The following is a 12286-nucleotide window of genomic DNA, read 5'->3' as shown; positions in this document are numbered from 1 at the left end:
CGTATGCCGCGCCACGTGCCGGCCCGTCGTCGACGGGCCGGCACGTGGCGGGTGAGCAGCTCAGTCGGCGGCGGGCAGGCCGGCGGCGGTGAGCGAGCGGCGTACCGCGGGCTGCACCCGGGTCAGCCGCAGCGGCACCCCGGTCCGGGCGGCGGCGTCCCGGCCGGCCATCAGCGCGGCGATCCCGCCGGCGTCGAAGCCGCCCGCGCCCACCAGGTCGACCACCACCTCGCGGGGCTGCCCGGTGACCGCCTCCAGCACCGCCCGGCGCAACTGGTCCGCGCCGGCCCGGTCCACCTCGCCGCCGACCTCGACGACCACCCGGTCGCCGTTCTGCCGCACCGAGATCCGGGACCTGGCCGGCTCCGCCTCGGCCGTGCCGTTCTGCCAGGGCGGCGGCGCGTCGGCGAGCATCGCCTGGCGCAGCCAGGTCAGCGCCCGGGACAGCAGCCGGGACACGTGCATCTGGGAGATGCCGAACCGGGCCGCGATCTCGGCCTGGGTCTGGTTGCCGTAGAAGCGCATGGCGAGGATCCGCCGCTCCCGCCAGGGCAGTCGGTGCAGCAGGCCGCTGACCGTGACCCGGTCGTCGACCGACTCCAGCGCGTTGTCGGACTCGCCGACCAGGTCGCCGAACTCGGCCGAGCTCTCGCCGCCGACCGGCGCGTTGAGCGAGGCCGGGCTGTAGCCGGCCGCCGACTCCAGCGCGGCGAGGATCTCCTCCTCCGGCGTCTCCAGCCGCTCGGCCAACTCGGCGACCGACGGGGCCCGGGACAGCTCGCTGGTCAGCGTCGCGGTCGCCTGCCCCACCTCGAGGATCAGGTCGCGCAGCCGGCGTGGCACGTGCACGCCCCAGGTGCGGTCGCGGAAGTGTCGCTTGATCTCACCGACGATGGTGATCGCCGCGTACGCGGTGAACGAGCCGCGCTCCGGGTCGTACCGGTCGACGGCGTTGACCAGGCCGAGGCGGGCGACCTGTTCCAGGTCCTCCAACGGCTCCCCGCGACCCCGGTACCGGCGGGCCAGCCGCCCGGCGAACGGCAACGCGAAGCGGACCAGGTCGTCCCGTGCCTCCTGCCGCCGCTCGGGTGGCAGCCCCTCGATCCGGGCCGCGTACGCGAGCGCCGCCGCGTCGAGGTCCTCCAGGCCCCGCTCGGTGGTCGGTGGGGTGGGTGTGGTGGTCTGTCCGAACATCCGCGCCTCCCTCGCCGAAGATCCCCCGCCCGGCCGGAACCGGTTGCGCGCGTGGTCGGGCCACGCCCCGGGTGAGGACGTTGGTTACGTGACGGATACGTCGGAAGCGGTGGCTGCCCGCCGCGCGGCGTCGTGGGCCGGGTCGCGGCGAGCGGTCTTCCCGCTCCGTAGGTACTCAATCACGGACCGTCGGTTCGCGAGGATGTTTCGCCAGGTTGGCCGGCGGGCCGTGCCCGTCGGCGTGGTGGCCCGCGCTCAGCAGACCAGCAGACCCTGGTGGGCGCCCGCGTCCCGGAGCGCGGTCAGCGCCTCCGCCATCGGCATCGACGGTGGCGCGGGCAGGTCGCAGGGCTGGTTGCGCAACACCTCCGTGGCACGTCGGGTCGGTACCGAGGTGACCGGGTATCCGCGGGCCGAGCCCCGGTCCAGGGCCCGCCGCCGGCGCCCGAAGCCGGCCACCGCCAGCCACTGGGACAGGCCGGCGAGCGCCGGCGAACGCAGTCCGGGCGGTTCCGGCAGCACGTCCACCGAGCTGAACGGCTCACTGCCGGCGAGCCACCACTCGGCGCCCTGCACCCGGCGCCGGGTGGCGTTCTCGCACCAGTAGGGCACCAGGCCGGCGCGCAGCACCTGTCCCGGGTCGAGCAGCCGGCCGCACTCCACCACCAGCCGGTCCCCGGTCTTGCCGGCCCGGCGCAGCCAGCGTCGGTAGAGGTCCGCGGTGGCCGCGCTCAGCGCGTCCGGCTGCGGCACGACCACCCGGTGCAGCGGGTGGCCCCACGTGTCGCCCCACTCCCGGGCGCCGTGCTCGAAACCGGACTCCACGCCGTGTTCGGCGAACGCCGCCGACGCCGTGACCTCCGGAGCGCGCCAGCGCGTCTCGTCGCCGCCGGCCGCGCGCAGCACGTGGCGCAGCGCCGGGGCGTCCGGGTGGAAGTCGACCGGGTCGAGGCCGCTGGCCGGGCAGCCGGCCTGGAAGCTGTGGCCGCCGCCGTCGTCCCGCACCGGCCACGTACGCGCGTCGTGCAACAGCAGCACCGGCGCGGCCGGCTCCAGCCGGTCGGCCAGGAACCGCGCGTACGCCTCGGGCAGGGTCCGCCAGCGGACCGCGAGCGTGACCGTGGCGCCGACCGCCACGCCCCGGCTGGCCGGGCAGTGCACCTGCCGCACGTGCACCCGGGGGTTGCCGGCGAGCAGCCGGCCGGCCAGCGCGGCACCGTGGTCGAGCGCGGCGTCCGGGCGGTCCACCGCGCCCCGGCCCCACTGCCCGGCGAGTTCGAAGCCGGCGGGCAGCCAGGGCACGCCGAGCGCCACCGCGAGGTGGGCCGCGGCACCGTGCGGCGAGCCGAGCACCGCCCCGGGCCAGCGCCGGTCCGGGTACTGGGCGACGAACCAGTCCGCCACCCGCTCGGCGTCGACGCGGGCGACCTGGGCGGCGGTGAGCGCCGCCCGACCGGCCGCGCGGCCGGCGGCGACGCGCCGTACCGCCTCCGGGGCCCCGCCGAGGCGGGACAGCGAGCCGGCGTGACCGAGGTCGCCGCAGTCGTCGCCGCGCAGCGCCCGGGCCGTCGCGGCGACCAGGGTCCGGGCCGCGCTGCCCGCCGCGACCGCCCGGTCACCGGGCAACGTGGTCCCGGCCGCCGGTCCGCGCTCGACTCGTTCGCTCACCACGCGGGCCGGCTTCCCGTCCGTCCTTGGTCTAAACGGGTCATCTCCCCACGCGCCGGACCAACCCCCGGTCGGGTGCCGTCGCGCCGCTCCCCCGCCGCCACGGGCGCAACGGCACGCCGGGTGCGGGTTTGGGCCGCGGCGGGACGGGCACTGCACCGCGCATGCCCGACGACCAGAGCGCCCCGGCGGCGACCATCACCCCGTACCGGGACGGACCGCTGCTGGTGCGCGGCGACTTCGCGCTTGTCACGCCGGAGGGCGAGCCGATCGAGGCGCGCCGGGGCACGGTGGCGCTGTGCCGCTGCGGCAAGAGCGCGATCAAGCCGTTCTGCGACGGCACCCACAAGGTCGCCGGCTTCCGCGCCCCCTGATCCACCGCGGATGGCTCAGGCGGCGGCCCGGGCGGCGGTGGCCGGCCGCAGCGACGAACGCCCCGCCGACCAGGCGGACAGCAGGTGGGTGGCGAAGCGACGGTCCAGCGCCAGCGCGGCGGCGGCCCCGAACAGCACGTCCCCGGCGAGCGCCGGCTCCGCGCGGACCAGCCCGCCACACAGGTCGTACGCGGCGATCTGCTCGTGCACCGCGTCCGCCTCGACGTGCTCGTCGTAGAAGCGGGTGGCGACCGCGTCGAAGCCCAGCCGGCGCAACCCGTTGCCGTACCGGCGGTTCGGTAGCGACGAGGTCATCTCGTACGCGGCCAGGTGGCCGAGCAACGCCCCGCGCAGCCGCCGGTGCAGCCCGAACAGCGACATCAGGTTGTTGAGCGCCAGTGTCACCGCCGGCACCCGGTCCAGGTGGGCGGCGTAGCCGGTGTCCAGGCCGAGCCGGTCCATCGTGGCGCGGAACAGCTCCGCGTGCATCCGGTCCAGCCGGCCGTTGCCGTACTCGTCCATCTGGATCTCGACGAGCGCCGCCTTCGCCGGGCCGCCGAGCCGGGGCAGCGCCCAGCTGTGCGGGTCGGCCTCCCGGAGGTGGTAGATCGAGCGGTGCGTGACGAACTCGCGGAACTGGGCCAGGTCGGCGCGGCGTTGCAGGGTGGCGGCGAGCGCGGGACCGTCGTCCGCGGCCACCACGTCGATCAGCGTCGCCGGCAGGGCGGCCGGGAGCACCGCCGGCAGTGGCCCGGCCAGCTCCCGCAGGGCCGCCTCGAACGGCCGCTCGGCCCGGGACCGCAGCGCCAGCAGGGACGGCTCCCACTCCCACTCGTCGGTCACGTCCCGCCACCCGCGGTAGTGCAGCTCGTAGCAGAGGAAGAGGGTGAGCTGGAGATCCTCGTCGGTCAGCGGCGCCGCCACCTCGCCGAACCGGTCGCCCAGCCCGGCCGGCAGCGCGGCGGGCGCTCCGCGCAGCGCGGTGAGCAGCGCGGCCGAGACCGGCCCGCGGGCCGCCGGCAGCGGGGCGGGACCGTGGCGACGATCGGTGGTGGTGGACAAGCGGGACCTCCCGGGACCGACGAATGCCTGGTCGCAGTGCCCCACCGGGGTCCGGCTAAACGAGGTCCTCGGCGGCGATGGCCTCGGTCTGGATCACCCGGTCCCGCACCCGCCGGGCCGCGTCGCCGTCCGTCATCAGGCCGCGCAGGTCGGCCAGCGCCGGCTCGGGCACGTTCAGCGGCACGGCCGGGTCCACCACCGCCTCCAGCACGCTGGGCCGGTCCGCGGCGAGCACCTCGTCCCAGGCCGGCCCGATCAGGTCCGGCCGGTCCACCCGGACGCCGTGCAGGCCGAGCAGCCGGGCCCAGCCGGCGTACGGCACCTCGGGTCGCCGGTCGCCCGGGGTACGCCCGCCGCCCACCCCGGACTGGTCGCGGTTGTTCAGCACCAGCACGACCAGCCGGGGATCGGGCCACTCCGTCCAGTGGTGCGCCACGGTGATCAGCTCGGCCAGGCCGTTGAGCTGCATCGCGCCGTCGCCGAGCAGCGCCAGCACCGGCTGGTCCGGACGGGCCAGCTTGGCCGCCACCGCGTACGGCAGCGCGCACCCCATCGAGCCGAGCGTGCCGCAGAGCCGGGCCTGCACCCCCGGCCGCAGGTCCAGGTGGCGGGCGTACCAGTAGATGACCGAGCCGACGTCGACGGCGACCGCCGCGCGCTGCGGCAGCCGGGCGGACAGCTCCCGGAGCACGAGCTGCGGGTTGAGCGGCTCGGCCGTGGCGGCGGCGCGGTCGGCGGCGACCACCCGCCAGCGGTCCACCGCGCTCTCCACCACGCCGCGCCACTGCGCGTGGGGCCGTTCCGGCACCCGGGCCAGCAGCGCCCGCAGCGTCTCGGCGGCGTCGCCGACCAGCGGCACGTCGACCGGGTAACGGGCGCCGATCCGCCGACCGTCGATGTCGATCTGGATGGTGCGCACCTGGCCGGGCAGCGGGAACCAGTCGGTCCACGGATCGTTCGTGCCGACCAGCAGCAGCGTGTCGCAGCCGCCCATGAGCTGGGCGGCGGCGGTGGTGCCGACCTCGCCCAGCACGCCGGTGTGGAACGGCAGCCGCTCGTCCAGCACCGGCTTGCCGAGCAGCGACGTGGCCACGCCCGCGCCGAGCCGGTCGGCGAGCGCGACGACCTCGCCGGCCGCGCCGTGCGCCCCCTGGCCGACCAGCACGGCCACCCGCTGGCCGGTGCTGAGCAGCGAGGCGGCGGCGTCCAGGTCGGCGTCGTGCGGCAGCACCCGGGCCAGCGGCTCGCCGGGCGTCGCGGTGATGACGCCGGCGGTCGGTGGCAGCCGGTCGGGCACGGGCGTCACCTGCAACGCCCGGGGCAGCACCACGCAGGTCGGGCTGCGGGTCGCCGCCGCGGTCCGGAACGCCTGGTCCAGCAGCGCCGTCACCTGGTCGGGCGTGCGGCCGTACCGGACGAACTGGTTGCACACGTCGCCGAAGAGGCGGCTCAGCCCGATCTCCTCGTGCGCCCCGCCGAGCGGGCCGCTGACGTCCTCGCCGATGATCGCCACCACCGGCTTGCTGTCCAGCTTCGCGTCGTAGAGGCCGTTGAGCAGGTGCACCGCGCTGGGCCCCTGGGTGGCCAGGCACACGCCGATCCCGCCGGTGAACTTGGCGTGGCCGGTGGCCATGAACGCGGCGGTCTCCTCGTGCCGGGCCGGCACGAACGCCGGATCGCCGCCGGCGTCGTCGAGCGCGGCCAGCAGCGGGTCGAGCGCCGCGCCGGGATAGCCGAAGACGCGCGGCACCCGCCAGGCCCGTAGCCGCTCGACCACCAGGTCGGCAACGGTACGGTCAGCCATCGTCCCGCCCCGGGGTGCCGGCGTCGACGTACCGCAGCACCGCGCCGACCCCGTCGGTCAGTTCCGGCGCCTCCTCCGGCGCGAGCACGGTCAGCTCCGCGTCGGTGCCGATCAGCGCGCGCAGCAGCGCGGCGTCGGCGCGTACCTTCTGCGGGTCGGACACCGACATGTCGGCCAGTTGCGCCGGGTCGGTGGCGATCTCGGTCGGCTCGGGGCCGACCCACAGCTCGCCGTCGGCGGACGCGTCGTCGACGATCAGCATGGTGTCGACCTGGTTGCGTTGCAGCGCGGCGACCACCGCGTCGAGCCCGGCGCCGACGTCCTCCTGCACGCCGAACCGGTCCAGCGCGGCGGCGATCCGCCGGTCGGCCACCTCGGCGACGGTCTGCACGGTGAGGTCGTCCATCAGCGTGTCCTCGGCGCCGCCGGCCCGGGAGCCGGCGTCGGTGCGGACCAGCACGTCCTGCCAGCGTTCCGGGAGCTGGGCGGCGATCATGCCGGTGGCCCGGATGTCGCCGGCCACCACGACCACGTCGGCGCCGACGCGGTCGGCCAGCTCGGCGGTGGCCGCGGCGGCGTCGCCGGCGTTGTGGTGCCAGGCCTCCATGGCGGCCCGCTGGTAGCGGGACTGCGACCAGCCGCCGGGCTGCGCCCGGCGCACCTGGCGGCTCTGCCGGCCCGTCACCTGGGCCCGCCGGGGCACCCCGCCGGCGCTGACCGCCATCGCGTCGGCGCCGGTGCGGTCGGCCAGCACCCGCACCCAGGCGACCTGCTCGCCGCGCTGGGCGACAAGCGGCATGGTGTGCGGCAGCGCGGCCCAGGTGGCCAGGTCGCGCGGCGGCGGCGCGGAGAGGTACTCGGTGAGCACCACCCGGCCCCGGCTGGCGAAGACCGCGATGCCGTAGTCGCCGGGCATCGGCTGGTGCCGGCGGACCACCTCCTCCACCGCCTCGACGGTGACCTGATCGGCGCCCTGGGCCAGCAGGTCCCCCTTCAGGGCCCGCCAGCGCAGGTCGACCTGTGGGCGCGAGTCGTGGGTGTCCCGGGAGGCGTCCAGGTACACCGAACACCAGGGCCCGGGACGGTCGTAGAGCGGGCGCAGGAAGGACAGCTGCATGCTCGACCCCTTTCCAGCTCGGCCGCACGCATACCCGCGCCCCGGCCGATGTCACCTTCCGGTCCGTCGGGCGTGACCGTTCGTTCATTCACGTCGTTCACCCTGAAGGGCCGATACCATCTGTGCACGGAACGGAACTCTCGGTGGTGAACATGGACACGGAGCTACACACCCGACGCGTCGTCCGTCCGACGGAGCGCATCGTCACCGGGCGGCTGGTCCGGCTGATGGAGGGGTATGCCCGCGAGGTGCGCGTGGGCCAGCCGGTGCTGGTCACGGTGTTGACCGCGGCGGGGGTGGTGGGGCTGCTGCTACGGGTGGTCCGCGCGTTGCTCAGCAGCGGCGGTGGCGGCGCGAAGCGCAGCTTCAAGGACCTGAAGAAGGGGCCCGAGTTCCTGGTCACCCCGGTCCGGGTGCGCGACGCCGCGGACCGGCTGGTCGAGGTCGAACTGCACGGCCACCTGCCGCAGAGCGCGCTGCACCCCGGGGATCACGTGCAGCTCACGCTGCGCCCGCAACGCGACGCGGACCTGCCGCCCCGGATCGAGCGGATTGTCAACCTGACCACCGGTCAGCTGCTCACCCCGCGTACCGCGACGCTCTGGTCGCACCTGGGTCCGGCGCTGCTGCTCCAGGCCACCCTCGGCCTGGTCCTGGTGCTCGGCGTAGCCGCCTGCTCCGCCCTGACGTGAAAGGAAGGGCCCCCTTTTAACGTCTGCGGTAGAGGCGGGGGCCCCTCTTAACCACCGACACCCGCGAGCGGACGCTCGGCGGGAGCGGGGGCGTCGAGCAGCCCGCGGCGGCGCGCCCAGCGCTCGAACAGCACGGTGGCGAACGGCGGCACCGCGCTGGCCAGCGCCAGCCCGGTCCACACCAGCGACCAGCGTCGCCGTCGGGCCACCACGAGGACCAGCAGCCCGTACGCGACGAAGAGCGCGCCGTGGATCGGGCCGAACACCTGCACGCCGAGTTCGTTGCGCGGCGGCCCGTACTTGACCGCCATGCCGGCCAGCAGCGCCGCCCAGGAGCACGCCTCGGCGATCGCCGCCCACACGAACGCCCGGATCCACCCGTCGCGCATCACTCAACTCCTCCTTCGTCGCGGCGGCCATGGTAGCCGGCCCGCCTGGCGGCCGACTGTCAACCGGGGCGCCCGCCTCTACGGCAGGCGTTAAGCGGGGGCCCGTCCTTTCCTCGGCCCGGATGAGTGGGGGTGGTTCGGGGTACAGAAAAGGTTCCTTAGACCTTTTCCTGACCCGTCACTCCGTGCGAGGTTGGGAAGACCAACGGTGACAAGGTGGTGACCATGGGCGAAGACGTCGGCGCACGCACCTTCAGCCGGGAGGATCGGGCCCGCTACCGGGAGAAGGTCCGGCGCTGTCTGGACGTCTTCGCCGAGATGCTGCGCGAGTCCCGGTTCGACGTGGAGCGGCCGATGACCGGCCTGGAGATCGAGCTGAACCTGGTCGACGAGCGCTTCGACCCGGCGATGCGCAACGCCGACGTGCTGGCGGCGATCGCCGACGAGGCGTTCCAGACCGAGCTGGGCCAGTTCAACGTGGAGATCAACGTGGCGCCGCGCCGGCTCACCGGCACCGGCACCGCCCAGTTCGAGGAGCACGTGCGGGCCAGCCTCAACGCCGCCGAGGAGAAGGCCCGGACGGTCGGCGCGCACATGGTGATGATCGGTGTCCTGCCGACGCTGCGCCCGGAGCACCTGACCGCCGACTCGCTCTCCGCCAACCCCCGGTACGCGTTGCTCAACGAGCAGATCTTCGCCGCCCGCGGTGAGGACCTGCCGATCGCGATCAGCGGGGTGGAGCGGCTGGCCACCACCGCCGACACCATCACGCCGGAGGCGGCCTGCACCAGCACCCAGTTCCACCTCCAGGTCAGCCCGGCGCAGTTCGCCGACTACTGGAACGCCGCCCAGGCGATCGCCGGCATCCAGGTGGCGCTCGGCGCGAACTCCCCGCTGTTCTTCGGCCGGGAGCTGTGGCGGGAGACCCGCATCCCGCTGTTCCAGCAGGCCACCGACACCCGGGCGGAAGAGATAAAAGCCCAGGGGGTACGCCCGCGGGTGTGGTTCGGGGAACGCTGGATCACCTCGGTGTTCGACCTGTTCGAGGAGAACGTGCGCTACTTCCCGGCGCTGCTGCCGGTGTGCGACCCGGAGGACCCGGCGGCGACGCTGGCCAGCGGCGGCGTGCCGAAACTCGCCGAGTTGCGCCTGCACAACGGCACCATCTACCGCTGGAACCGGCCGGTCTACGACGTGTCGCGCGGCCGTCCGCACCTGCGGGTGGAGAACCGGGTGCTGCCGGCCGGCCCGACCGTGCTGGACACGGTGGCCAACGGCGCCTTCTACTTCGGACTGGTCCGGGCGCTGGCTGAGTCGGACCGTCCGCTCTGGTCGCAGATGTCGTTCAGCGCCGCCGAGGAGAACTTCAACGCCTGCGCCCGGCACGGCATCGACGCCCAGGTGTTCTGGCCGGGCCTGGGCTACCTGCCGGTGACCGAGCTGGTGCTGCGGAGGCTGCTGCCGATGGCCCATCAGGGCCTGGACCGGTGGGGCCTCGACCCGGCCGAGCGGGACCGACTGCTCGGCATCGTCGAGCAGCGCTGCCTGACCGGCCGCAACGGCGCGACCTGGCAGGTGGAGACGCTGCACCGGTTGGAGTCCGCCGACCACCTGGACCGGCCGGCCGCGCTGCGCGAGGTGGTCCGCCACTACGTCGACCTGATGCACAGCAACCGCCCGGTGCACGAGTGGCCGATCCCCTGACCGGTCCGGGGCCGTCCCCCGGTCACCGGGGGACGGCCCGCAGGCGGCCTACGCGGTCGCGCAGATCGCGTACGACGTCAGGTTCCAGTTGCCGGCGAACGCGTCCTCCTCGTAGGCGCCGGACGTGACCGCGGTGGGCGGGGCGATGCTGCTGCCGTTGGGGCGGAAGTCGTCGACCACGCCCTCCCCGGTGACGCCGTTGAGTTCGTAGCCGGCGCCGGTGAGCACCTTGCCCGCCGGGCAGACCGCGACGGCGCTGCGGAAGTCGTTGGAGTTGGTCGCGGTGGTGATCGCCGCCCGGACCAGACCGGGCACCGGGTTGGCGCAGATCGCGTACCCGGTGAGGCTCCAGTTGCCGGCGAACGGGTCGGCCTCGTACGCCTCCACGGTGAGCGCGGTGGGCGCGGCGGCGACGCCACCGTTGGGCCGGAAGTCGTCCACCACCGCCTCGCCTGTCGCGCCGTTGAGTTCGTAGCCGGTGCCGGTGAGCACCTTGCCCAGCGGGCAGGACACGATGGCGCTGCGGAAGTCGTTGGAGTTGCTCGCGCTGGTCACCGTGGCCCGGACCAGACCGGGCACCGGGTTGGCGCAGATCGCGTACCCGGTGAGGCTCCAGTTGCCGGCGAACGGGTCGGCCTCGTACGCGCCGACCGTGACCGAGGTGGGCGCGGTGGCCGGTCCGCCGTTGGGTCGCAGGTCGTCCACGATCACCTCACCGCCGGCGCCGTTGAGTTCGTAGCCGGTGCCGGTGAGCACCTTGCCCGCCGGGCAGGTCGCGGTGACGGTCTTGAAGTCGGTCGAGTTGGTGGCGCTGACCGCGGAGATCCGCACCAGGCCGGGGACGGCGGCGGAGGCCGGGGTGGCGGGGGCGACCACCACGACCGCGGCGCCACCGAGGGCGAGGACGACCGTGGCGTGGCGCCAGCGTCTGATGTGCTCTGACATGGGCTGCTCCTGTTCCCTACCGGCCAGGCGCGTGGTGGGCGACGGGCCGGGCGTACCGGAATGACGCCATCACTTTAGGTAACAAGGCGAACAGGGCATATCCAAGATCTGACTACGTTGGGTAGTCGACACTCGCCGAGGGCTCGGGGCACCGGTCACGGCGCGGGGAACGACCGGTCGCCGAAGAGGACACCTCGGGCCGCCGCTCGTCCGAACGGCGTACGCAGGAGCGTGAACGCCGCCGACGCGACGGCCGGGGTACGCACCTGGGCCAGCCCGTGCCGCAGCGTCAACCTGCCCCGGAACCGGCTCCGCAGGCTCGCGCCGTCGTAGTGGCTCACGACGTCGCGCCGGCCCGTGCGCAGCGCCTCGTCGAGCACGACCGCCGCGTACGCCGACAACCGCAGGCACGGATCGAGGCCGCCGGCGGTGAGCGGGCTGACCGCGCCCGCCGCGTCGCCCACCAGCAGTCCGTCCGGGCAGCCGATGCGGCGCAGCACCCCACCGACCGGGATCGGCCCGCCCCGCCGTTCCACCTCGCCGGGCCGGCCACCGGCGGGCAACCCGGGAGCCGAGGCGGCGAACCGCCGCAGCGCGTGCCGCAGGCCACCGGGGAAGCGGTCGGCGTAGCCGGCGACGCCGACGTGGGCGTGCCGGCCGTCGTTGACCACCCAGGCCAGGTAGCCGGGCGCGAGCGTCGGATCGAGCACGCAGTGGAACGTGGGCGGCCCGTCGCCCGGGGCGACGGAGAAGACCTCCTCGGCGCCGACCAGAAGGTGCCGGTTGCGGTCCAGGCGCAGCTCCCGGGCCACTCGGGACCGGGCGCCGTCGGCGCCGACGACGAACCGGGCCCGGACCTCGACCGGGCCACCCGGAGCGGTCAGCACGTAGGCGTCCCCCCGGCGGCCGGCGAAACGGGTGCCGAGCGCGATCCGCACCCCGGCGGCGCGAGCGGCGCGAGCGGCGTCCGTGTAGAGGCCCGCCATGTCGCCCACCCGGTATTCGTCGCGCGCGCTGACCAGGGTCACCGGGCGACGCAGGCCGGGCGGGTAGAGCACCACCCGCCGGATGGGTGGCCCCAGGCGCTCCGCGGGCAGCGGAAAGTCGTCGAGCGTGCGCCGGACGAAGATCCCGGTCGTCCGGATCGCGCCGCTCAGGGCGGGCCGACGGTCGACCAGCAGCACGTCGTGCCCGCGCGCGGCGAGCAACGTGGCGGTGTGCAGCCCGGCCAGCCCGGCGCCGACGACAAGGACGTCGGCGCTCACTCGATCATCCATAGATCGAGTTTCGCTAGCTAGCTATCGAATGTCAATCGATGACGTGGTCGACGTCGAGGC

At 74.9% G+C, this 12286-nt stretch carries 11 protein-coding genes; 3 read left to right on the top strand and 8 right to left on the bottom strand.

The genetic code is table 11. The annotated features are described in order from the left end of the window. Positions 1 to 60 precede the first annotated feature (60 nt). Positions 61 to 1194, bottom strand: a complete 1134-nt coding sequence (locus tag ACZ6O5_RS23865) for a SigB/SigF/SigG family RNA polymerase sigma factor (RefSeq protein WP_281940650.1) — start codon at positions 1192 to 1194, stop codon at positions 61 to 63. A 255-nt stretch (positions 1195 to 1449) separates the two neighbouring features. Next, positions 1450 to 2865: a hypothetical protein gene (locus ACZ6O5_RS23860; RefSeq protein WP_465980025.1), complete on the bottom strand. Its 1416-nt coding sequence runs from the start codon at positions 2863 to 2865 to the stop codon at positions 1450 to 1452. 161 nt (positions 2866 to 3026) lie between these two features. On the opposite strand from ACZ6O5_RS23860, the gene ACZ6O5_RS23855 reads away from it, so the two are divergent. Continuing rightward, positions 3027 to 3236 carry a CDGSH iron-sulfur domain-containing protein gene (locus tag ACZ6O5_RS23855; protein ID WP_281940646.1) on the top strand — a complete coding sequence of 70 codons (210 nt, stop codon included), beginning with the start codon at positions 3027 to 3029 and terminating at the stop codon, positions 3234 to 3236. Between the two features lie 15 nt (positions 3237 to 3251). Here ACZ6O5_RS23855 and ACZ6O5_RS23850 read toward each other — a convergent pair whose 3' ends face one another. From ACZ6O5_RS23850 to ACZ6O5_RS23840, 3 genes are read right to left on the bottom strand one after another with little or no spacing between them, the layout of a single operon-like run. After that, positions 3252 to 4298, bottom strand: coding sequence for an iron-containing redox enzyme family protein (locus ACZ6O5_RS23850; protein WP_465980024.1), 1047 nt, complete (start codon positions 4296 to 4298; stop codon positions 3252 to 3254). Between the two features lie 55 nt (positions 4299 to 4353). Further along, on the bottom strand, positions 4354 to 6102 hold the full coding sequence (locus ACZ6O5_RS23845) for a thiamine pyrophosphate-binding protein (protein WP_465980023.1): 1749 nt from the start codon (positions 6100 to 6102) through the stop codon (positions 4354 to 4356). Further along, positions 6095 to 7219, bottom strand: a complete 1125-nt coding sequence (locus ACZ6O5_RS23840) for a baeRF2 domain-containing protein (protein WP_465980022.1) — start codon at positions 7217 to 7219, stop codon at positions 6095 to 6097. Before ACZ6O5_RS23840 ends, ACZ6O5_RS23845 begins: the two co-directional genes overlap by 8 nt. Before the next feature lie 143 nt (positions 7220 to 7362). Between ACZ6O5_RS23840 and ACZ6O5_RS23835 the strand changes: the two genes are divergently transcribed. Beyond that, on the top strand, positions 7363 to 7911 hold the full coding sequence (locus tag ACZ6O5_RS23835; protein WP_396774382.1) for a hypothetical protein: 549 nt from the start codon (positions 7363 to 7365) through the stop codon (positions 7909 to 7911). A gap of 47 nt (positions 7912 to 7958) precedes the next feature. On the opposite strand, the gene ACZ6O5_RS23830 is transcribed toward ACZ6O5_RS23835, so the two are convergent. Further along, on the bottom strand, positions 7959 to 8300 hold the full coding sequence (locus ACZ6O5_RS23830) for a DUF3817 domain-containing protein (RefSeq protein ID WP_431931364.1): 342 nt from the start codon (positions 8298 to 8300) through the stop codon (positions 7959 to 7961). A 225-nt stretch (positions 8301 to 8525) separates the two neighbouring features. Here ACZ6O5_RS23830 and ACZ6O5_RS23825 point away from each other — a divergent pair, with 225 nt between their 5' ends. Beyond that, positions 8526 to 10004: a glutamate-cysteine ligase family protein gene (locus tag ACZ6O5_RS23825; RefSeq protein WP_465980021.1), complete on the top strand. Its 1479-nt coding sequence runs from the start codon at positions 8526 to 8528 to the stop codon at positions 10002 to 10004. A 48-nt stretch (positions 10005 to 10052) separates the two neighbouring features. Here ACZ6O5_RS23825 and ACZ6O5_RS23820 read toward each other — a convergent pair whose 3' ends face one another. Beyond that, entirely contained in the window at positions 10053 to 10949 is an 897-nt protein-coding gene (locus ACZ6O5_RS23820; protein ID WP_465980020.1) for a hypothetical protein, read from the bottom strand. A 155-nt stretch (positions 10950 to 11104) separates the two neighbouring features. Beyond that, on the bottom strand, positions 11105 to 12214 hold the full coding sequence (locus ACZ6O5_RS23815) for an FAD-dependent oxidoreductase (RefSeq protein ID WP_465980019.1): 1110 nt from the start codon (positions 12212 to 12214) through the stop codon (positions 11105 to 11107). Between the last annotated feature and the right edge of the window lie 72 nt (positions 12215 to 12286).

The organism is Micromonospora sp. NPDC049201 (assembly GCF_055586805.1).
Note: the sequence above shows the minus strand (reverse complement) of the source record. Positions and strands in the feature narration are given on the sequence as shown.

Excerpts from the sequence above, each read along its gene's own strand:
- ACZ6O5_RS23855 (WP_281940646.1), top strand. The coding sequence starts at position 3,027 with ATGCCCGACGACCAGAGCGCCCCGGCGGCGACCATCACCCCGTACCGG.
- ACZ6O5_RS23825 (WP_465980021.1), top strand. The coding sequence starts at position 8,526 with ATGGGCGAAGACGTCGGCGCACGCACCTTCAGCCGGGAGGATCGGGCC.
- ACZ6O5_RS23845 (WP_465980023.1), bottom strand. The coding sequence starts at position 6,102 with ATGGCTGACCGTACCGTTGCCGACCTGGTGGTCGAGCGGCTACGGGCC.
- ACZ6O5_RS23865 (WP_281940650.1), bottom strand. The coding sequence starts at position 1,194 with ATGTTCGGACAGACCACCACACCCACCCCACCGACCACCGAGCGGGGC.
- ACZ6O5_RS23840 (WP_465980022.1), bottom strand. The coding sequence starts at position 7,219 with ATGCAGCTGTCCTTCCTGCGCCCGCTCTACGACCGTCCCGGGCCCTGG.
- ACZ6O5_RS23820 (WP_465980020.1), bottom strand. The coding sequence starts at position 10,949 with ATGTCAGAGCACATCAGACGCTGGCGCCACGCCACGGTCGTCCTCGCC.
- ACZ6O5_RS23830 (WP_431931364.1), bottom strand. The coding sequence starts at position 8,300 with ATGCGCGACGGGTGGATCCGGGCGTTCGTGTGGGCGGCGATCGCCGAG.